The sequence below is a fragment of the Flagellimonas abyssi genome, from assembly GCF_019457905.1.
Taxonomy (GTDB): Bacteria; Bacteroidota; Bacteroidia; order Flavobacteriales; family Flavobacteriaceae; genus Flagellimonas; species Flagellimonas abyssi.
Genome location: NZ_JAHZSV010000013.1, coordinates 21,815 through 42,496, shown reverse-complemented (window position 1 = coordinate 42,496; position 20,682 = coordinate 21,815). Strand labels below are relative to the sequence as shown.

20 protein-coding genes are annotated in these 20,682 nt (G+C 41.1%); 6 read left to right on the top strand and 14 right to left on the bottom strand.

Annotation, left to right across the window (positions count from 1 at the left end; translation table 11 throughout):
- Positions 1-5 precede the first annotated feature (5 nt).
- The 9 genes from K1F36_RS10560 to K1F36_RS10520 all read right to left on the bottom strand — a co-directional run bounded on the left by K1F36_RS10560 (position 6) and on the right by K1F36_RS10520 (position 8,300).
- Positions 6-827: a DUF6268 family outer membrane beta-barrel protein gene (locus K1F36_RS10560; protein ID WP_258539025.1), complete on the bottom strand. Its 822-nt coding sequence runs from the start codon at positions 825-827 to the stop codon at positions 6-8.
- An 80-nt stretch (positions 828-907) separates the two neighbouring features.
- Positions 908-1,795, bottom strand: coding sequence for a mechanosensitive ion channel family protein (locus tag K1F36_RS10555; protein ID WP_220113785.1), 888 nt, complete (start codon positions 1,793-1,795; stop codon positions 908-910).
- A 6-nt stretch (positions 1,796-1,801) separates the two neighbouring features.
- On the bottom strand, positions 1,802-3,139 hold the full coding sequence (locus K1F36_RS10550) for an ABC transporter permease (RefSeq protein WP_220113784.1): 1,338 nt from the start codon (positions 3,137-3,139) through the stop codon (positions 1,802-1,804).
- Positions 3,129-4,067, bottom strand: coding sequence for an ABC transporter ATP-binding protein (locus tag K1F36_RS10545; RefSeq protein ID WP_220113783.1), 939 nt, complete (start codon positions 4,065-4,067; stop codon positions 3,129-3,131). The genes K1F36_RS10550 and K1F36_RS10545 overlap by 11 nt, the downstream gene beginning before the upstream one ends.
- A 182-nt stretch (positions 4,068-4,249) precedes the next feature.
- On the bottom strand, positions 4,250-5,365 hold the full coding sequence (gene dnaJ, locus K1F36_RS10540; protein WP_220113782.1) for a molecular chaperone DnaJ: 1,116 nt from the start codon (positions 5,363-5,365) through the stop codon (positions 4,250-4,252).
- 6 nt (positions 5,366-5,371) lie between these two features.
- Positions 5,372-5,947, bottom strand: coding sequence for a nucleotide exchange factor GrpE (locus K1F36_RS10535; protein ID WP_220113781.1), 576 nt, complete (start codon positions 5,945-5,947; stop codon positions 5,372-5,374).
- A gap of 136 nt (positions 5,948-6,083) precedes the next feature.
- Positions 6,084-7,028, bottom strand: coding sequence for a TIGR01777 family oxidoreductase (locus K1F36_RS10530; RefSeq protein ID WP_220113780.1), 945 nt, complete (start codon positions 7,026-7,028; stop codon positions 6,084-6,086).
- Positions 7,029-7,161: 133 nt separating this feature from the next.
- Positions 7,162-7,827, bottom strand: a complete 666-nt coding sequence (gene mnmC2 / locus K1F36_RS10525; RefSeq protein WP_220113779.1) for a tRNA (5-methylaminomethyl-2-thiouridine)(34)-methyltransferase MnmC2 — start codon at positions 7,825-7,827, stop codon at positions 7,162-7,164.
- A complete protein-coding gene (locus tag K1F36_RS10520; protein ID WP_220113778.1) occupies positions 7,824-8,300 on the bottom strand; it encodes a DUF4920 domain-containing protein in 477 nt (158 codons plus the stop codon). Before K1F36_RS10520 ends, mnmC2 begins: the two co-directional genes overlap by 4 nt.
- A gap of 106 nt (positions 8,301-8,406) precedes the next feature.
- Between K1F36_RS10520 and K1F36_RS10515 the strand changes: the two genes are divergently transcribed.
- The gene (locus tag K1F36_RS10515; RefSeq protein WP_220113777.1) at positions 8,407-9,474 is read left to right on the top strand and encodes a branched-chain amino acid aminotransferase; all 1,068 of its coding nucleotides are present in this window, start codon (positions 8,407-8,409) and stop codon (positions 9,472-9,474) included.
- A gap of 34 nt (positions 9,475-9,508) precedes the next feature.
- Here the strand turns inward: K1F36_RS10515 and K1F36_RS10510 are convergent, their stop codons facing one another.
- Positions 9,509-9,895, bottom strand: a complete 387-nt coding sequence (locus K1F36_RS10510; protein ID WP_220113776.1) for a pyrophosphohydrolase domain-containing protein — start codon at positions 9,893-9,895, stop codon at positions 9,509-9,511.
- A gap of 543 nt (positions 9,896-10,438) precedes the next feature.
- On the opposite strand from K1F36_RS10510, the gene crcB reads away from it, so the two are divergent.
- The 4 genes from crcB to K1F36_RS10490 all read left to right on the top strand — a co-directional run bounded on the left by crcB (position 10,439) and on the right by K1F36_RS10490 (position 13,922).
- The gene (crcB, locus tag K1F36_RS10505) at positions 10,439-10,807 is read left to right on the top strand and encodes a fluoride efflux transporter CrcB (RefSeq protein WP_220113775.1); all 369 of its coding nucleotides are present in this window, start codon (positions 10,439-10,441) and stop codon (positions 10,805-10,807) included.
- A 272-nt stretch (positions 10,808-11,079) separates the two neighbouring features.
- The gene (locus K1F36_RS10500) at positions 11,080-11,418 is read left to right on the top strand and encodes a P-II family nitrogen regulator (RefSeq protein ID WP_220113774.1); all 339 of its coding nucleotides are present in this window, start codon (positions 11,080-11,082) and stop codon (positions 11,416-11,418) included.
- Positions 11,419-11,452: 34 nt separating this feature from the next.
- Positions 11,453-12,733, top strand: coding sequence for an ammonium transporter (locus tag K1F36_RS10495; RefSeq protein ID WP_220113773.1), 1,281 nt, complete (start codon positions 11,453-11,455; stop codon positions 12,731-12,733).
- Between the two features lie 151 nt (positions 12,734-12,884).
- Positions 12,885-13,922 carry an outer membrane beta-barrel protein gene (locus K1F36_RS10490; protein ID WP_176620592.1) on the top strand — a complete coding sequence of 346 codons (1,038 nt, stop codon included), beginning with the start codon at positions 12,885-12,887 and terminating at the stop codon, positions 13,920-13,922.
- Between the two features lie 56 nt (positions 13,923-13,978).
- Here the strand turns inward: K1F36_RS10490 and K1F36_RS10485 are convergent, their stop codons facing one another.
- From K1F36_RS10485 to K1F36_RS10475, 3 genes are all read right to left on the bottom strand, one after another.
- Positions 13,979-14,617, bottom strand: a complete 639-nt coding sequence (locus K1F36_RS10485) for a DUF1684 domain-containing protein (RefSeq protein WP_220113772.1) — start codon at positions 14,615-14,617, stop codon at positions 13,979-13,981.
- 56 nt (positions 14,618-14,673) lie between these two features.
- The gene (locus K1F36_RS10480; RefSeq protein WP_220113771.1) at positions 14,674-16,101 is read right to left on the bottom strand and encodes an alpha/beta hydrolase; all 1,428 of its coding nucleotides are present in this window, start codon (positions 16,099-16,101) and stop codon (positions 14,674-14,676) included.
- Positions 16,102-16,162: 61 nt separating this feature from the next.
- Positions 16,163-16,615 carry an Lrp/AsnC family transcriptional regulator gene (locus tag K1F36_RS10475; RefSeq protein ID WP_207032543.1) on the bottom strand — a complete coding sequence of 151 codons (453 nt, stop codon included), beginning with the start codon at positions 16,613-16,615 and terminating at the stop codon, positions 16,163-16,165.
- Positions 16,616-16,737: 122 nt separating this feature from the next.
- Here K1F36_RS10475 and K1F36_RS10470 point away from each other — a divergent pair, with 122 nt between their 5' ends.
- Entirely contained in the window at positions 16,738-17,139 is a 402-nt protein-coding gene (locus K1F36_RS10470; protein ID WP_220113770.1) for a hypothetical protein, read from the top strand.
- A 3-nt stretch (positions 17,140-17,142) separates the two neighbouring features.
- Here the strand turns inward: K1F36_RS10470 and K1F36_RS10465 are convergent, their stop codons facing one another.
- Complete coding sequence (locus tag K1F36_RS10465; protein ID WP_220113769.1) at positions 17,143-20,601, bottom strand: methylmalonyl-CoA mutase family protein; 3,459 nt, start codon at positions 20,599-20,601, stop codon at positions 17,143-17,145.
- Positions 20,602-20,682: the final 81 nt, after the last annotated feature.

The window sequence follows — 20,682 nt, the reverse complement described above, 5'->3', positions numbered from 1 at the left end:
CTTTTTTAAAATATTCCGATCTTGAAGCCTGTCCTAATATAAAAATTTGGGTCTTTATTGAACAAAAATACTTCTCCTCTTTCTTTGTTCCGTAATTTTCCTTCTTGTATCAGGGTAGTCCCTGCTATTGCAAAAAAGGAAATACTTTCCGTAACATTATACTGATATCCCAAACTCCCGACCAATGTATTAAACGATATCCGTGATGCTACCGATCCATTATCCAAAACAATATCGTTTTGCAAATTCATAAAATAACCATCCAAGAACGATGCCAACTCAAAACTGTGCTTTTTATCCAGATGATATTTTAGGTTGGATTTTGGCACCCCCAGTACAAACGACCAATCTGGATGAAACCTTCTATAATAATGTATAAGGGGTAATGGCACTGGAACTCCTGCAGTGCTATTATAGGTTAATCCCAAAACGATCCTAAAAGGCTTATCCGCCTTCGGTTTCTCTTTCCAAAAGGCCGCCGAGGCATTCATAAAAAAATCTTCCTTAATTATCCCATCCAACAGATTGGATGCAATGCGCGGGGTCAAGATTGTCACCAAGTTCCAATCTTCGTTCCATTTTTTTATCAACCCCAAATTGAAATCAATGATATGGAACCTGATCATCTCCTTCTTATCAAAAGGAAGATCGGCAGTATATCCCATATCAAAACGGTTATATTCACCACCTATGGCCAAATATTCATCCTTTTCGTTGAGTTTTATTGGAACATTGAGGAGGGCTTTGTACCGTTGGGTCTTTACTCCACTTTCATTTTCTGGTATGTTTAGGTATTCCAATCTAAAAATATCCGTGCTTTGTGCCAATAGGCTTTGGCTACAAAGTATTACAACGAAAGCGAACCACTTCCAAATTGTAGTATGGTGACTTGATTTTTTTATGTCTTTTATTGTTTGGGCTGAATAATATGTATATCTCGTTGTGGGAACGGTATACTAACGTTGTTTTCTTTGAATTTGGTATTTATTTTATAGCGCATCTCACTTTTTATGCGCGGGTCCCTAAAGGTATCATTCGTAAAAAAATAAATGGAGAAAACCAATGCGGAATCCCCAAAATCCTCGAACAGAACAAAGGGTTTTGGATTCTTGAGTACTTGCTTTTGTGTATTGGCCACCTCTTCCAAGATTTTGGTCACAAGGTCGACATCACTACCGTAGGCAACACCGACAGTTACTTTCTCTCGGGTGGTTCTATGGTTTTGCGTATAGTTGTAAACAATATCGCTGATAAATTTATGGTTGGGAAGAATCAATACTTTGTCGTCCCGGGTTATTGCCCTTGTGGTTCGGAGTTTAATCTCGAACACCTTGCCTACTTTACCATCGACCTCTACTACATCACCAACCTGTAGGGACTTATCAACTATAATAAAAATACCTCCAAGAATATCCTTGAACAATTCCTGTAAAGCAAGACCCAAACCAACAAACAGTGCTGCGGATGCCGTAATTACCAAGGTTATGTCCACCCCCGCCGCACTTAGGGTCACTAAAACGGCAATAAGGTAAATCACATAGTTGATGAACTTAAAGACACTGGTAAACTTATGCTTGTCCTCTTGCTCCATTTTGCGCGTAAATATCAAGCGCAACCACTTTAACAAGAACTTTGTCACCACAATGGTAACCGTTAATAATAACAAAAGCCCAATGGTAAGATCTATGGATTTGTCCCCAGTGCCAATATGGAACCCAAGATCCAAAAAATCCTTTATGGACCCCCAGAGATCCTCGGTGATTATTTCTTTTATTTCTTCTGCACCGTCTTGCATACTATTCTAATATCTCAACCATTTTATCAATTCTTTATACGTTGGCTTTTTTCCATACATTAAAATACCTGTTCGGTAAATCTTTGCCGCTAGGGATACAATACCCAAAAAGGTAACGATCAATAGAAAAACGGACAACAAAAACTGCCACAAAGGTACTCCTCCTTCACCTATCCCCCCTGGCAAACGCATCAGCATAACAATGGGTGATGTTAACGGAAACAACGAAAAACCTACAGCTATTGGACCATGAGGGTTGCTAAAAACGGAAAAGAACCCGACATAAATAGCCAACATTAAAGGTAATATAATAGGAAAGATAAATTGTTGTGTATCCGTTTCATTATCCACGGCCGCTCCAATGGCTGCGTAAATGGAACTATAAATAAGGTAACCAAGTACAAAATAGATAAAAAACGATACAATGAGCAAGGCCCAAGGAATATCATAAATTTCCTTGGCGTACATCATCATATCGCTGTCCATTCCGCCAAACTGAGACATTCCGGCCGCTCCCGGGGTCATAATGCCATCGTTTGAAAGCGCGCTAAGGTCAATACCAAAAATCAGCACAGTCATAAACAACAATGCCGAAGCTGAAATGATCCAAATGGAAAACTGGGTGATTCCGGCCAAGGAATTTCCGATAATCTTACCGAGCATCAGTTGGAACGGTTTCACTGAAGAAATTATCACTTCAATGATTCTGCTCGTTTTTTCCTCGATAACGCTACGCATCACAAAACCTCCGTAGATAATAATGAACATCATGATCGCGTAGCCAAATCCGCCTCCGATAAAGGCTTTGATCTCGTTGATACCACGCATACTTTTTTCGCCATCAAACGTGGAGAGGTTGATTTCAAACGGTTTTTCTACCGTAGAGAACTGTTCGGAGGTGACCCCCAATTTTTGGAGTCTATCTTGCCTTAACTGATTTTGAAAAACATCCTCAAGCTCCTTGGTAATCGATGTATTGGGATTGTCCTTGGTAAAAAGATAGGCAGAACTAGATACTTCTTCCACCGTTTTCCCCTCGGGAATGTATAGCAGTCCATAATATTCCAATGCATTGGTTGAATCCTTTGCCTGCTCCAAGGTCAAATTATCCATATGCACGTAGGAAATATTTTTGGAAGGATAGAATTCGCTCTGGAAAAAAGAACTTTTGTTCAAAACACTCACTACCCTGGTTTCGTCATCATTTACTTTGGCCAAAAAAGCAATGAGCACAATCATCCCTACCATTAAAAGTGGGCTCAAAACAGTCATAACAATAAAAGAACGGTTGCGCACTTTGGCCAAATATTCTCTCTTTATGATCAACCCAAGTTTACTTGCCATTGTCCTTGTTGTTTACGGTTTGAATAAATATGTCGTTAGCAGATGGAATGGTCTCTTCAAATCTGTTGATGTTAGCAACTTTGGATAGTTCTGTTAAAATATCGCCTGTGTGCCTCGATGCCAACTGTACTTTAAAATTCAATTGGTTTTCAATGGGGTCTATTTCTGAAGAAAGGATATTGAACTTTTCCTCCAAGGATTTCAAAAAGTCTCTAGGATCCTTTTGCATCTGAACTCCAACATTGAAAATATTGTTTTTATATGCTTTTTTGATGTCCGACAATTTCCCATCCAAGATTTTTTCGGACTTATGAATAAGGGCAATGTACTCACAAAGCTCTTCCACGGATTCCATCCGGTGCGTGGAAAAAATAATGGAGGTTCCGTTTTCCTTTAATTGAAGAATCTCGTCTTTGATGATGTTGGCATTTATGGGGTCAAAACCACTGAAAGGTTCATCAAAAATCAACAATTTGGGTTCATGGAGTACGGTAACAATGAACTGGATTTTCTGGGCCATCCCTTTTGAAAGCTCCTGAATCTTCTTGTCCCACCAATCACCAATATCCAAACGGTCGAACCAGTATTTGAGCCTTGTTTTTGCTTCACTTTTGGACAACCCCTTTAGCTGTGCCAAATACAATGCCTGCTCACCCACCTTCATACTTTTGTACAGTCCTCTCTCCTCAGGCAAGTATCCTATGGATGCAATATGCTTTGGGGCCAAGGGCTCTCCATTAAGCAAAATCTCACCTGAGTCTTGATGCGTGATTTGATTGATTATTCTGATAAAAGAGGTTTTACCCGCCCCATTCGGACCCAAAAGTCCGTAAATGCAATTCTTCGGGATTTGAAGTGAGATGTTGCTCAACGCAGTGTGATTACCATATGTTTTGGTCACATTTTTGGCAACAAGGATATAATCCATGTAAACTATTTTTTCAAAGATATGTAATTGCTAGCTACCTGTTTTCCCATAAAAACAAAAACCCACCCTTAACAAAATCAAGGATGGGAAAAAAATTGCTATGAAAAAGAAAATTAGATATCGGTTACCCAACATCAGTTCCAAATATACGTTTTTTATTTAAACAGAAGATTTTTTTTCTTTTAAGAGAACATATCTTTCACTTTCTCAAAAAAGGATTTGTCCGATTTTTCAGGTTTTGGGGCAAAGTTTTCATCATCCTGCATACGCTCAAAAAACTCCTTTTGCTCTTTGTTTATGCTCTTTGGCGTCCAAACATTCACATGAACCAGCAAATCTCCGGCTCCATAACCGTTCAAACTGTTGATACCCTTTCCTCGAAGTCTTAAAATTTTTCCGGATTGCAGACCTGGCTCCAATTTTATACGGACTTTTCCTCCTATGGCGTCAATTTCCTTGGAGCTACCTAGAACCGCTTCTGGAATGCTTATATATAAGTCGTAATGTAAATTGTCTCCTTCGCGCTTTAGGGTATCGTGTTCAACGGTTTCTATGGCCACCAGCAAATCTCCTGCGATACTGTTCCCCGGGGCATCGTTTCCTTTTCCGGTAACTTTGAGCTGCATACCATCCTCAACACCTGGTGGAATTTTGATGGATACGGTTTCTTCCACCACCTTGAGTCCCTGTGCATCGGCATCGGAAGGCTTTTTATCTATTGACTGACCGGCTCCACCACAAGTGGTACAGGTAGTCGCTGTTTGCATTCTACCCAAGATGGTGTTGGTGATTTTTGTAATCTGTCCCGTACCATTACAGGTTGGACAGGTTTTATAGGTTACGCCATCCGCTTGGAGCTTTCTACGCACCTTCACCTTTTTCTCGACGCCATTGGCAACTTCTTCCAAGGTTAACTTTACGCGAATACGCAAGTTACTGCCCTTGGCTCTACGCTGTCCGCCGCCAAAGCCGCCAAATCCGCTGAATCCGCCGCCAAAAGCTCCTCCAAAAATATCACCGAACTGACTGAAGATATCGTCCATATTCATACCTCCGCCACCAAATCCTCCACTACCATCGAAGGCGGCATGGCCAAATTGGTCATACTTTGCCCTTTTGTCAGGGTTGCCCAACACCTCATATGCCTCGGCAGATTTCTTGAACATTTCCTCCGCCTTGGTATCTCCTGGATTTTTATCCGGGTGGTACTCAATGGCCTTTTTTCGGTAGGCTTTCTTGATTTCTGCAGCAGAGGCTCCTTTGGAGACTCCTAATATTTCGTAATAATCTTCCTTCATACAACTTTAGTTTCCAACAACAACTTTAGGATGTCTAATGATTCGGTCTCCCAGTTTAAACCCTTTTTCCACTACATCTATGATCTTCCCTTTCATTTTCTTGTCAGGTGCAGGTATTTGGGTGATGGCATCGTGCACTTCTGCATCAAATGCATCCCCTGGCTCTACTTCAACCTGCTCAAGACCTTTGTTCTTAAGGGTTTCCCTAAATTTATTACTGATGAGTTCCACTCCTTTGAACATCTCTTTGTCCTCAGATTTGGAAAGTTCTTTTAATGCACGGTCAAAATCATCCAAAATGGGGAGCATGGCCACTATTACTTCTTGTCCAGCAGTCTTGAACAAATCCATACGCTCCTTGGAGGTTCTTCGCTTGTAATTTTCAAATTCCGCAAAAAGCCTCAAGAATTTCTCTTTTTCTTTGGCCAAATCTTCGCGCAATTTTTCCTCTTCCGAAAGCTCCTCCTCGTTTTGTTCCGCGTTTTCTGCCTCTATATGTTCTTCGTTCAGCTCAGTACTCTCTTCGGTTTGCCCTTTTTTAGGCTCATCTTCCATTTCCTCAACCTTACTTTTATTGCTCATGTTGTATTGTTTTATTCTGATTTGAAGTGGCAAAAGTACTGCCAATTGTATAAAAATGTCAAAATGTCACCGCAAAACATAAAAAAAGCCGCCTAAGCGGACTTTCTATATTTAAATATGTTGAAATTTAAACGTATTAAGCTTCAACGGATGCAGGAATTCCTTCCTCTTGTGAAGCATATAAATTTTTAAGTGCCTGACAGATATTGGCATATTGAAAAGCAAAACCTTCCTCTTCAATTTTTTTTCCACTTACCCTTTGGCTGGCCAATAATAAAGTGGACATGTCGCCCAACAATGCTTTTAGAATGAAAGCGGGCACATTTGGCAACCACAGGGGACGATCTAAAATTCTTGCCAATTCCTTGGTCAGCTTAGTGTTTGTTACCGGATTTGGCGCCACAGCATTGTAAACACCGGTAAGATTGTTCTCAACGGCAAATACAAACATTTGTGCCAAATCTTCGATATGAACCCAAGATTGCCATTGATCCCCTGTACCAATCGGTGCTCCAACAAAGTTTTTTACGGGAATGGCCATTTTTGGCAATGCTCCCCCTTCTGAAGAAAGAACAAGGCCTATTCTTATTTTGGTGACATCGATTCCAAGCGCCATAAAAGTATCGGCCTCTGTCTCCCATTTTGTCACGACATCTCCCAAGAAACCATCGTCTACCTTTTTGGTATCCTCATCAAAATACTCACAAAGAGAGTCCGGGTAAATACCTATTGCAGATGCAGAAACAAGGCATTCCACCTCCTTATTGCCAGACTTTTCCAAACCCTTTTTCAAGGTTTGAAGGCTATTGATCCTACTGGAAAGCACTCTCTTTTTATGTTGGGGAGTCCAACGTTTGGCAATACTTGCGCCGGCCAAATTAATGATGGCCTGAACATCATGAAAACAATCCAAATCAATCTCTCCTTTGTTCGGATTCCAATAAAATCCTTGGAAATCTTCGGAAGAATCTATCTTATCTTTGCTTGTAGTCAAATAATTTACTGGAATACCCTTTTGGTGCAACACCTTTACTATGGCTTGCCCCACCAGTCCAGTAGCTCCTGTTATCAACACCTTCATATATCATCCTTTTGTACAAAGTTATAGGTTTAATTGACTGTTTATGAGACCTTAATTTAGGTTTAACATATTTGTTTAAACTTTAGATCTATTTATGACACTAAAAGGATAAAACTTAACAGCTTATTGGCATTTATGAGGTTTTTAGGGCTCTGAGCATTTCTCTTTTGCCGGGCGGTCCGGGCAATCGCTCCACGGTAAACCCTACGGCCTGCATAGCCCTGCGCACACTACCTTTGGCAGCATACGTGACCAAAACGCCATCGATTGCAAGTGCTTGGTACATTTTTAAAAAGATTTTCTCTGTCCATAGTTCTGGCTGTACGCGGGCACCAAATGCATCAAAATAGATAAGGTTGAACAAATCTTGCTGGTCGATTTGCTTAAAATCCTTTTTTTGTTTCAAAAGAGAAAAATCGGTTGTAATCGAAATGACTTCTTCCCATGGACAACTGTGCATTTTTTGAAACATTTGCTCTAATCCTTCAAAACCCAATTGCTCGCAATAGTCCAACTGATTCACTTCTTCCATGGAAACAGGAAACGCTTCCACACCAACATAATCGATTTGCAGGTTTTGTCGCACTGCTTCGTGAAGGGTAATGAGGGCATTCAGTCCTGTTCCGAAACCTATTTCCAGCAGATGGACTTTTCGATTCTGAAATAACCTTAGGCCATGCTCGATAAAAACATGGTAGGCTTCTTGAACCGCACCATGTTTGGAATGGTACTGCTCGTCCCAATCTTCTATTTGGATGGTCTTGGAACCATCGCCCGTGGTGATTATTTTTCGTTTCAAGGTTGGCTGGCGATCAATACACCATCAGCTTCAAACCTAAGCGTTTTCTTGGGGGCGGTAATTTGGGCCAGTTCATCTTCGGAAGCACCCTCATCCTCAGCGTAATGCCTTTGGTCTTCAACAGACATTTCTTCAAAAAAAGCTGCTCCGTTCATCACCACTTTTTTTCCTGCGGCATCCTTTGGTACAAAGAAACCATAATCCTTAAAGCGGACAAAAACCTCATCATTGGACTCCAATTTCACCTTCATCCAGCATCCTTTGGCTTGGCAAACTTCCTTGATCTCACCAACTATTTGGGTCTGTAAGGAATCTTTTCCAGAAATTTCATCAAATGGAGCCGATGTTTTGGAAGCCTCCCCGGAAATTTTGAATTCTTCTCCAAAGTAATCGCCCTCTATGGTTTCTTGCTTACACGAAACCAGTACCATACCTAGTAAAATAATAGTAGCAAAAGTGTTAAAAATCCTCATTTTTGATAACATTTAAATAATTGTGGGTCAAGTCCAATATTTAGATTTGATAAACGTCCAAAACTAACAATAAATAGCTAATTTTATCCCTGTAAATGTAAGTGATATGGAAACATTAGCGAATAAAATAGCTATAGAAAGAGCCAAAAGCTCAAAAATCCATGATGTGGATTTTGACAATCTTTCCTTTGGAAGTGTTTATTCCGACCATATGTTGGTCTGTGATTATAAAGATGGTGAGTGGTCCGCTCCTAAAGTGGTTCCATACCAACCCATTACCCTGGACCCATCTGCAAAGATTTTCCACTACGGCCAATCTATTTTTGAAGGAATGAAAGCTTATAAGGATGAGAACGGTAAGGTCTGGCTTTTTAGGCCCGAAGAAAACTGCAAACGGTTGAACAAATCTGCAGAGAGACTTGCCATTCCACAAATCCCCGAAGCTTATTTTATGGAAGGGTTAAATGCCCTTATCCAAGTGGAAAGTGATTGGATTCCCCAAAACCCGGGAAGCTCCCTTTACATTAGACCATTTGTTTTTGCATCAGGAAACGGATTCCATGCTTCCCCAGCAAACGAGTATAAATTTATAATTGCCTGTGCTCCATCTGGATCCTATTTTTCTGGAAAGGTGAAAGTTTTGATAGAAGAAACCTATTCCCGCGCAGCCAATGGAGGTGTAGGTTACGCCAAAGCAGGTGGTAACTACGCCGGACAGTTTTACCCAACAAAGTTGGCCGCTGACAAGGGTTACCAACAAGTAATCTGGACGGACGACAACACCCATGAATTTATTGAGGAAGCTGGTGCAATGAACGTTTTTGTACGCATTAACGATACCTTGATGACCGCCCCTACCAGCGATCGTATTTTGGACGGAATAACCAGAAAGAGCATTTTGGACATTGCCAAGGATGAAGGTATTACAACCGAAGTTCGCAAAATATCCGTTCATGAATTGGTGGAAGCTGCGGAAAACGGCTCGTTAAAAGAAATGTTCGGGGCAGGTACGGCAGCTGTAGTTTCTCCGATTTCAGGTTTTGGATATCATGGAAAGGATTATGATTTGCCAGAGTTGGAAGAAAGCTATGCTTCTTTATTGAAAAAAAGAATGACAGATATTCAGTACAACCGAGCAGAAGATAAATTTGGATGGCGACACGAAGTCATCTAGACCAAACCAAAAAGGCGCCGATCGGCGCCTTTTTTTATTTATCTATAATAGTTTGAATGTCCGGTTTAAAGTAATTTGGCCCTTTTAGCACCTTCCCATCTTCACGATAAATAGGCTTTCCATCGGCACCGAGCTTGCTCATATTACTCCGCTGAATCTCCTCGAACACTTCTTCAATCTTATATTGCATGCCGTGCTCCAATATGGTTCCGCATAATATATAGAGCATATCCCCAAGCGCGTCGGCCACCTCAACCAAATCATTATTGTTGGCGGCTTCCAAATATTCACGGTTTTCCTCGTCCATCAAATTAAACCTGAGTTTGTTCTTTTCTGCTCCTAAATCCGCTTTGGGTTTTTGCGACACTCCCAGACCAAACGAATTGTGGAAGAGCTCCACTGCCTTAATTTTACTTTTCATTACTTAATTTTGATTTAGCTTTGCATAAAAATATAAAATATGTTCAGCACAGGACAGGTAATTTTTGCAGCCCTATTCTTTATTGTCTTTGTCGTGATTATCGCTTCATCCTACCGAAAGGACAAAAAACTGCATAAAAAAAATTACAGAGGTGTAATTTGGATACTGGTTTCCTTTATATCTTTCATAATCATCCTCTTTCTAATTAAGTACTTCCTTAAAAATTAACAGTTTATTTGCAGTTGCCACAAAAATTGTAGCTTTTACAACAATAACAAGCATTCGATTTCCTTCCGATAAGAAAAATCGTACTTTTGTCTTACCATTAATTAAGCACCTAACCTATAATGACTGTATTTTTTAGCATCCTGTTTGTTTTGCTTGCTGTTAATGCAATTCTATTGATTTTCAGCGTGAATGGAGCCAAAAAAAGGTTTACAAAACCAATTCAACGGATTTCCGACATCTCAACCACCAAACTCTTCCCCCGAGAGACTGTTGAAACCGAGTACAAAGAAGCGGTTTAGTTTGTACCTTTAGGGCATGAAACAAGCCTTACTTGTCTTTTTGGGCGGGGGATTAGGAAGTGTTTTACGCTATCTTATTTCAAAACCGCTCAACCCTCTTTTCCATAATTTTTTTCTAGGAACATTCTTGGTAAACATTATTGGGTGTTTATTGATAGGTCTTTTTCTAGGGTTGTCAGCTAAAGGCAATATACTGAACAACAACACCTTATTTCTTGCCACTGGATTCTGCGGTGGCTTTACTACCTTCTCCGCTTTCGCTTTTGAAAAACACTCTTTATTAAAGGACGGCGACCTGCTCAACTTTTCTATCTACATGATTTCCAGCATTGGTATCGGCGTTTTGGCCGTTGTTCTGGGATTATGGATCGCCAAACACATTTAGTAGTTATAAATTGTATTTTTTAAGTTAAAATTTGTTAAAAAACGAACATTTATCACTTTTTAGGCGCTCAACCTTGTGAAAATTGAGCTCAAACACATTAAATGTTAACTTAAAATCAATAAATACCCAACAAACATTAACATAAAATTAAATACCCCTAAAATTTAAGGGGTATTTTTTTTATACCCATAAAAATAACCGACACCCCCCATACTTTTTTATGGTCTTGACTTTTATCCTATATATTTGAGACATCAATTAACTACTTAATTATGAAAAAAGTCGAGGCAATTATTAGAAAATCCAAATTTGATGAGGTAAAAAAAGCCCTCCATCAAATTGAGGTCAACTTCTTTAGTTACTGGGATGTAACGGGAGTTGGAAATGAAAAACAAGGACATGTCTATCGTGGCATATCGTACAGCACTAGCGATATTCAACGAAGGTATTTGGTTATCGTGGTTAGCGATGACTTCCTGGAAAAAACCGTGAACGTTTTATTGGACACTGCGAGCACTGGCAACGTAGGTGATGGAAAAATTTTCATCTCCGATGTTATCGAAGCCTACAGGATTAGAACCAAGGAAAGCGGAAGCGCAGGAATCAACTAACATTAATAGCCAAAAAACTTTAAAAACTTAGATTATGATTATTCAAGAACAAGAAGCGATAGACAAAGCCGTTGAAGCCATTACTGGCGACATGGGGGCCCTCTGGATCACCCTTGCGGCTATATTGGTGTTTTTTATGCAGGCAGGTTTCACCCTGTTGGAAATAGGTTTTACCCGTAGCAAGAACACTGGTAACATTATTATGAAAAACGTAATGGACTTGGCCGTTGGTTCGGTCATGTTCTGGGCATTAGGTTACGGTATCATGTATGGTAGCGACCTTGTAGGTGGAGGATTCTTTAGATCTAGTCCATCCGATCAAGGATATTTCTTTTTTAGTGCCGATGATTGGTACAACCTATTCTTCCAGACAGTATTCTGCGCTACAGCAGCCACTATTGTATCGGGAGCAATTGCTGGTAGGACCAAATTTTCGACCTATTTGATCTTTTCCGCTGTCCTTACCACCATCATCTACCCGATTTCAGGTAGCTGGTACTGGCCATTTGATGACGATGCATGGTTGAACACCGCAGGATTTGTTGATTTTGCCGGTTCTTCCGTGGTACACGCCGTAGGTGGTGCAGCTGCATTGGTTGCCGCCATTTTGGTAGGACCTAGAATCGGAAAATACGTGGATGGAAAAGCACAAGCAATCCCTGGACACAACATGGCCTTTGGCGCACTTGGTGTATTTATTCTTTGGTTGGGATGGTTCGGATTCAACGGAGGTTCCCAATTAGCTTGGGGCGGCGATGATACCATCGCAGCAACCAGTGTTATCATAAATACAAACCTAGCCGCTGCGATAGGAGCCATAGCTGCCCTATTTTTTACTTGGGCTAGATATGGCAAAGCTGATATTTCCATGACCCTTAACGGCGCTTTGGCCGGTTTGGTGGGGATTACTGCCGGATGTGGAGCCGTGAATGCTTGGGGAGCCCTTGCCATTGGCTTGGTATGCGGTATAATAGTGGTAGTCTCCATTGAATTTATCGATAAAAAACTTAAGATTGACGACCCAGTAGGAGCCATCTCCGTTCACGGAGTATGTGGTTTCATTGGAACTGTGCTGATCGGCCTATTTGCACTAGACGGCGGATTATTGTACGGTGGCGGAGCCAAACTACTGTGGGTTCAGACCTACGGATCGTTGTCCTACATTCTTTGGGCGGCCCTAGCATCCTTCATAGTACTTTTCATCTTGAAGAAAACTATTGGACTTAGAGTATCTGAAAAAGAGGAAGTTGAAGGTCTTGACCTACACGAACATGGTGTAGAAGCATACCCAGAACACATTTCCCAGGACAAATAGTCTTTAGGAAACTCTTAATCAAACTCACAAAAGATTGTAAAAAAAGGAACGGAGCGTTCTGCCAAACGCTCCGTCTAATAACCTTTTCAATCAAACTCACAATTATTACAACTAACTGTCCTTCAATAAAGGACAACTAAACGATTATGATATGAAAACGATTATAAATACAAATTTCGGAAAAATTTTGGCTATCGCCATTATTTCAATGGTAACATTTTCAGCCTCTGCACAGGAGGAAGAGACTTCCAAATTCAGTCTCAGTGGATCTGTTGACGCTTATTACAGAACAACATTCCATGACGCCGGAGAATCAACAACCGGCACTTTTACATCATTTGCCAACCAAACAGGTTTTGCATTAGGTATGGCCAATTTAATCGGCACCTACGACATGGGAGATACCGGTGTTGTCGTTGATTTGGTTTTTGGCCCTAGAGGTACCGAGGCCACTTTTAATAACGATGTTCTTAATGGCATAATCAATCAGGCGTATGTGTATTGGAATGTTTCCGAAAGCACCACACTTACTATGGGTCGTTTCAATACCTTTTTAGGATACGAGGTAATTGCTCCTCAAGCTAACTTTAACTATAGCGTTTCCTACCTTTTCTCCAATGGACCATTTTCACATTTGGGTCTTAAAGCAGATTTTGCACTTTCTGATGATGTAAGCTTAATGCTTGCTGTTATGAATCCATGGGATACAAATGATATCAGTGAAAGTGGAGAATATTCATTAGGAGGTCAGCTAGGATTTTACGATCAATTTCTGAACCTTTATTATGATAGCGGAAGAAATGGTGGTTTAGGGTTTGAAATTGATTATACCGGAGGATTTGACTTAACTGAAGATTTCTTCTTTGGAATCAATGCGGCCTATAATGACAATTCCGAGACAGGAACCGGTTTCTATGGTGCAGCCATTTACCCTCAATTCACTACTTCCGATAGCTTTGCCGTTGGACTCCGTGGAGAATACATGACTTTTACTGATGATGCAGTTGATGATGACTCCCCCGTTCTTGGATTAACATTGACCGGTAGCTTTACAAAAGATAATCTTATCATTAAACCAGAGGTTCGTTTGGACACTTGGGGAAATGATATAGAACCTTACGTGGACAGTGATGGAGCTTTCAGTAGCAACCAAGCTTCATTCTTGATTGCTGCGATTTACTCCTTCTAAAAATAATATTGATATGACACGAAAAAAGCCTTATTCCAATAGGATTAAGGCTTTTTTTAGTCCTTGTTAAAATTTTTCACTCCTGCTCTCACTTTAGTTCTCAAATAATTTTGCCTTGGCACTAGAGGGCAGGAGTACTTTTTGTTATACACACAATAAGGGTTGTATGCCTTGTTAAAGTCAATCACCAAAGTATCACCTTCAGGAATCGTCAAATCAATATATCTTCCCCCTCCATACGTCTCTTCCCCGTTGGTATTATCTAAAAAAGGCAAGAACAGATAATCTTCATATTCTTCATCATCCATCATATCCAAACTTTGGTATACCTCTAACTGGTGTTCGTTCCCGTTCAATTTAAAATGTGCGATTCCGTAGACCACTTCTTGCGTTTGCCTATCCGTAGTGCTGGGCATTAAAAAAGGTTCTGCATCTGGAGTACGCACAAAATGCGCCTTTACTATATAGTTGGTATCGGGCTCAAAAAAATCGAGCCCCTCGAAATCCTTACGGTATTTATCGGGCAAGGGGGATGAATCGGGGTCTTTAAAGCTCTCGTTCTGTTCTTTTTGATATTCCAAAATATCCGCTATCAAATCCGATTTTACGGCAACGGATTTCTCTTCATCATGGTATTTTTTACCCTGACCACAAGACATCAAAAAAACTACCAATAGTAAAAGTGCATATTTCATCCTGAAGCTGTTTTTACAAAAATACAGCTTAAACCCGTAAGAACTAAAGTCTTTGTCTACGGTCTATTTTCATCGAGTTTGATGTCATAACGTGCATCGTCAAGGTACTTGGACACCATTTCGTTGAACTCCGGGGTAATGCGGAACAAGGCTGTATGTTCCAGACTGTAGAGCTTTTCCTTATCCTTAAACCCTTTTTTCAAAAGTTCTTCCAAATAGAAGAGCGATGTTCCAAAATCATCATTCTTTGCACTGAGGGAAATGGTCTTGAGGTAATATTCATGATTCTCGGGCTCCAGAATGGTTTTCAGCATGTACAAAAATGCCAAAGCATCTTCATCCACCACTTCTTCGGAAGCTATTATCCGAATGTTATCTTCCGCCAAGGCATTTACAAAGCCCTTCAACCTATGGCCCATCTGCTTTTCATAGGGTTTTGATCCTGAAATAAACTTGCTAATCTCGCCCATTTGATGGTTCCACCATCCCAGATTGTTGAAATTATGGGTGTACACATCTTCCTCCATATAATATTGGTAATCCTCCTTGAGCAAGGATTCTTTTAAAAAGGCAGCGTTTTCTGCTCTTTTCATCGCTTTGAAGCCCCTATCCTTCCTCAAATCTTTCTGCACAGACCGGAGGGAATCCATATTTTTTAGAGCGCCGTACATGGACACCATTTCGGTCATGTATTGCTCTGCCCACAATAAATCACCAATGCTTTTCAACTGCTCCAATTTGCCCAAATCTTCTTGATAGGCCTTTTCTACATAGGCAGGGTCATTTGGAATCCATTTCCTTCCCATGGCATCCAAAGTGAATAGTTGCATTCCTTTTTCCAAGTATGAAACTCCAGGCCATTCCCCGCTTCCATCGTACAACAACACTTGATTGCGGAACTTATACCTGTCCAAAAGCTTGGCATCCGTCAACATAAACGGGTAATTAAAATTCTCTTTATTAACAATCCCTACAAAATGGAAAGGATTTTTGGTATTTATCAGCTCACGATTGGCCAAAGAGGCTCCAATGGACATTGTCCCGTTAACACCTGTGATCAAAACCGGAACCAAACTGGCAAACTGGCCTCCGGACTCACTACCTGCTGCATAAATCCTATCACCGTGTATGGGCAACATACTTGTAACCTTTTGAATAGATTGGCTTACCACCACCATATTCTTTGTCAGAGAAACACTGTCCAACAGTTTTGGAGCAGCCAGAACATACCCCTCATTTTCTGCTGCAACCACAAACATGGAAAGTGCCTTGGTCTCATTTCCCTCCGTATCCAACACCACCATCAACGGCCACTTTTTCTCCATGGAAAAGGTCTTGGGTATGTAAATGGAGTAGGTATTCTCTGTGGAATCGTTAATTGAAAGATTTTCAACAATCTCCCCTTTTTTTAAGACCAATTGTTGTGAGAAGATGGATAGTGCACAAAAACTGGTCAAAAGTGATAGCAAATATGTTTTTTTCATAACTCTATTTTAACAAAAATCTAGCCAAAGTCTGTTTCTAAATCATCAATTTAACAAGAAACTATTTACCGACTTTACTTTTTTTAATGGGGGAATTGGCTACTACATTGGACAACACAATGTGTGTTCTACATTCTCCGTATACGATGAGTTCATCGATAAATTTTTCCAAATGGGACTGATCCCGAAGCACCACCTCCATAATAATGTTTTCATTACCGGTGATACGGTAGCAATTTTCTACCTCCTGAAATGTTTTTACCTTGTCCAGAAAAGGCTTCAACTTACCCATAAAGGCACGCAACATGATTATCGCCTTCAGCTGGTATCCCGCCTCTACATAGGAAATGTTGGCACGATAGCTTTCAATGATGCCAAGGTCCTCCATTTTCTTAACGCGTTCCGCAACCGCTGGTGGGGTTAGTCCAATCTTTCTCCCAATATTGGCAAAAGATTCCCGTGCATTTTGCTGCAAATGATTCAAAATTTGCCAATTCAAGTCATCTATCTTCATATGGAAAGAAATTTACCGCTATTTTTTTGTTTTCGAAAGTAAAATCGAATTATAGCTTTCGTAACAAAAGTAAAAAAATTTGATTCGTGCGTAATTTTATGATTCAAAATTGCTAGAAAAACATGGAGAGAAATTCTCTTAACTCCCTTGGTGTATACCGTAGATCTTTGGCCCTTCGCGACATGAGCGAAGCGGTGGCTGCTTACTTTACCCAAAACAGAGAGATTTTGTCACTTCGCAAAATCGATTCTTTCCGAGATGATATCTCCCAATCCCTTTTGGTAGATGCCGACCTGATTACCAAGGAATTGGAACAGGCCGCATTGAGCAATTGTCCATCTGTACGTATGAGAAGCCTTTCTTACGTAAATATTATGACACGCAATATTCTTGCATATTGCAATGGTCTGGAAAGGGACGGCGTAAAAGAGAAGGAATACCTGAACTTGCTTAGAAAAGAGATTCGCATATTCCGTATTTCCTTTAAAAAATGGAGAAAGTCCTTGATCAACAAAAACGACTGATTCCTACATATTTCTTCGGTACTGCCCCCCTACTTCAAACAACGCTTCGGTAATTTGCCCCAATGAGCAATATTTGGCTGCCTCCATCAATTTTTCAAAGATATTCTCATTGTTGATGGCAACCTCCTGCAATTCATTCAACTGTTTGGAAGCTTCGTCCTCTTCCCTTTTGTGAAGGTTTTGCAAGGTCTTTATCTGATTTTCCTTTTCCTTTTCCGTAGCGCGGATGACCTCAGCAGGGAGAATGGTCGGTGAACCTTTGGAGCTCAAAAATGTGTTTACCCCAATAATCGGATATTCACCCGAGTGTTTTAGGGTTTCATAATGGAGACTTTCTTCTTGAATCTTGGAGCGTTGGTACATGGTTTCCATAGCTCCCAGCACACCCCCACGTTCGGTAATTCTATCAAACTCCATTAAAACAGCTTCCTCGACCAAATCGGTTAACTCTTCAATAATGAACGCCCCCTGTATCGGGTTTTCATTTTTGGTCAAGCCTAATTCTTTGTTGATGATCAACTGTATGGCCATGGCCCTACGGACAGATTCCTCGGTTGGTGTGGTAATGGCCTCATCATACGCATTGGTATGCAGCGAGTTACAGTTATCATAAATTGCATACAAGGCCTGAAGCGTGGTACGGATATCGTTGAAATCAATTTCCTGTGCGTGCAGGCTTCTTCCCGAGGTTTGGATGTGATATTTGAGCATTTGCGCCCTTGGATTGGCACCATACTTTTCTTTGAGGGCCTTGGACCAAATGCGTCTAGCTACGCGCCCTATGACCGCATATTCCGGGTCCACTCCGTTGGAAAAGAAAAACGAAAGATTCGGCCCAAACTTATTGATGTCCATTCCTCGGCTCAAGTAATATTCTACGTAGGTAAAACCATTGGAAAGTGTAAACGCCAACTGTGTTATGGGATTGGCGCCCGCCTCGGCAATGTGGTAGCCCGATATGGATACGGAGTAAAAATTGCGCACCTGTTGCTCAATAAAATACTCCTGCACATCGCCCATCAATCGCAATGCAAACTCCGTCGAGAAGATACAGGTGTTCTGTGCTTGGTCCTCTTTTAAAATATCGGCCTGTACCGTACCACGAACTTGGTTCAAGGTCTTAGCTTTTATTTCTTGGTAAACATTTTCGGGAAGCACTTGGTCCCCGGTTACACCCAAAAGCATTAGACCAAGACCGTTGTTCCCTTCGGGAAGTTCGCCGTAATAGGTGGGCTGCGCCACTCCTTTTTCTTTAAAAATGGTTTTGATTTTTTCATCGACCTCTTTTTGCAGACCATTTTCTTTGATATATTTCTCACAGTTTTGGTCAATGGCAGCGTTCATAAAAAAGGCTAAGAGCATTGGTGCAGGACCATTAATGGTCATACTTACCGAGGTCATTGGGCTGCTCAGGTCAAAACCAGAATACAATTTTTTGGCATCGTCCAAACAGCAGATGGACACACCTGCATTTCCTATTTTCCCATAGATATCAGGTCGGTGGTCCGGGTCGTTTCCGTACAAGGTCACAGAATCAAAAGCGGTGGACAAGCGTTTGGCCGGCATATCCATACTCACATAATGGAATCGGCGATTGGTGCGCTCCGGTCCACCCTCGCCCGCGAACATTCGCGTGGGGTCCTCCCCTTCTCTTTTGAACGGGTAAAGTCCCGCCGTGTAGGGAAACTCTCCTGGTACATTTTCTTGCAAAATCCACTGCAAAATATCGCCCCAAGCTTGGTATTTGGGCAAGGACACTTTTGGAATCTGACTGTGCGACAAGGATTCGGTATGCGTTTTTATATTGACTTCCTTGTCCCTTACTTTAAAGGAATAGATTTCCGATTTGTAACGGGCCACTTTTTCCCGCCATTTTAAGATGGCTTCCCAATTATGGGGATTCAAGTGCATTTTTACGCGGTCAAACTCTTTGATGAGGAGGTTGACCAATGCTTTGGATTCTTCATTTTTGATGTGCTTCCCGATTTCATCTTCATTCAAGCCGGATTTATCCAAAAATGACTTTTCGGCCTGTTCTTGGTCCATTTCCAACGTTGAAGCCAATGTTAAAAAGATACCGTAAAGCTTTTGGGCTATTTTGGATTCTTCCTTTGCCTTGGCATCATAACTTCTATTGTTTTCGGCTATTTCTGAAAGATATCGGGTTCTTGCTGGCGGAATCACATAAATTTTCTCCGCCATTTCCTGGGTAATCTCAATAGTGGAATTCAGAGTCGAACCTGCTTTCTCCATCAAGGTATCCATCACCTTTTTATAGAGACTGTTCATCCCAGGGTCATTGAACTGCGAAGCAATGGTACCGAAAATGGGAAGTTCATCTTCGTTGGTATGCCATAATCCGTGGTTGCGGGCATATTGCTTTTTCACATCGCGAAGGGCATCCAAAGCACCTCGTTTATCAAATTTATTGATGGCTACGATATCCGCAAAATCCAACATATCGATTTTTTCCAACTGCGTGGCCGCACCAAATTCGGGAGTCATCACGTAGAGCGATACATCACTGTGCTCCAATATTTCGGTATCGGACTGACCTATCCCTGAGGTTTCCAGAATAATCAGGTCGTATTTTGCCGCTTTCAGTACTTGTACAGCTTCCGAAACATGTTTGGACAGTGCCAAATTGGACTGCCGTGTGGCCAAGGAACGCATGTACACCCTTTCGCTATTGATGGCGTTCATTCGGATTCTATCGCCCAAAAGAGCACCTCCTGTTTTTCGTTTGGAAGGATCTACGGATACAATTCCGATGTGTTTATCCGGAAAATCCATTAAAAATCGACGCACCAACTCATCTACCAAACTGGACTTACCTGCCCCACCTGTTCCTGTGATTCCCAAAACGGGAACGCTATTTTTTGATTCTTCAATAATGGTTTGATACTTCTCAAATTCCTCGTGACGATTCTCTGCCAATGAAATTAAACGGGCCAAAGTGTTCGGATGCTTCTCTTCCAGCTCGTTCTCCAAGCTTTTTCCTTTGGAAAGATTCAGATCTGGAACGACAGTGTCGCATCTCTCCACTAAATCGTTGATCATACCTTGTAGACCCATTTCCCGGCCATCGTCGGGGGAATAAATACGTTCGATACCGTAATCCATCAGCTCTTTGATTTCTTCTGGAAGAATTACACCGCCACCACCGCCAAATATTTTGATGTGACCCGCTCCTCGTTCCTTCAACAAATCGAACATATAACGAAAGTATTCGTTATGCCCGCCTTGGTAAGATGTCAAAGCAATGGCATTGGCATCCTCTTGAATGGCACAATCCACCACTTCGGCAACACTCCTATCGTGCCCCAAATGAATCACCTCAACTCCTGTGGCCTGAATAATTCTTCTCATAATATTGATAGCCGCATCATGACCATCAAAAAGCGAGGCCGCGGTAACAATTCTGATTTTATTTTTGGGTTTGTAGGTTTTTATTTGTTCCATCTGCAATAAAAGGTCTGATTTTGCACTGCAATTTACAGAAAATGCAATTGAAAATTGATTTTGATTAAGATTGTATAAAAA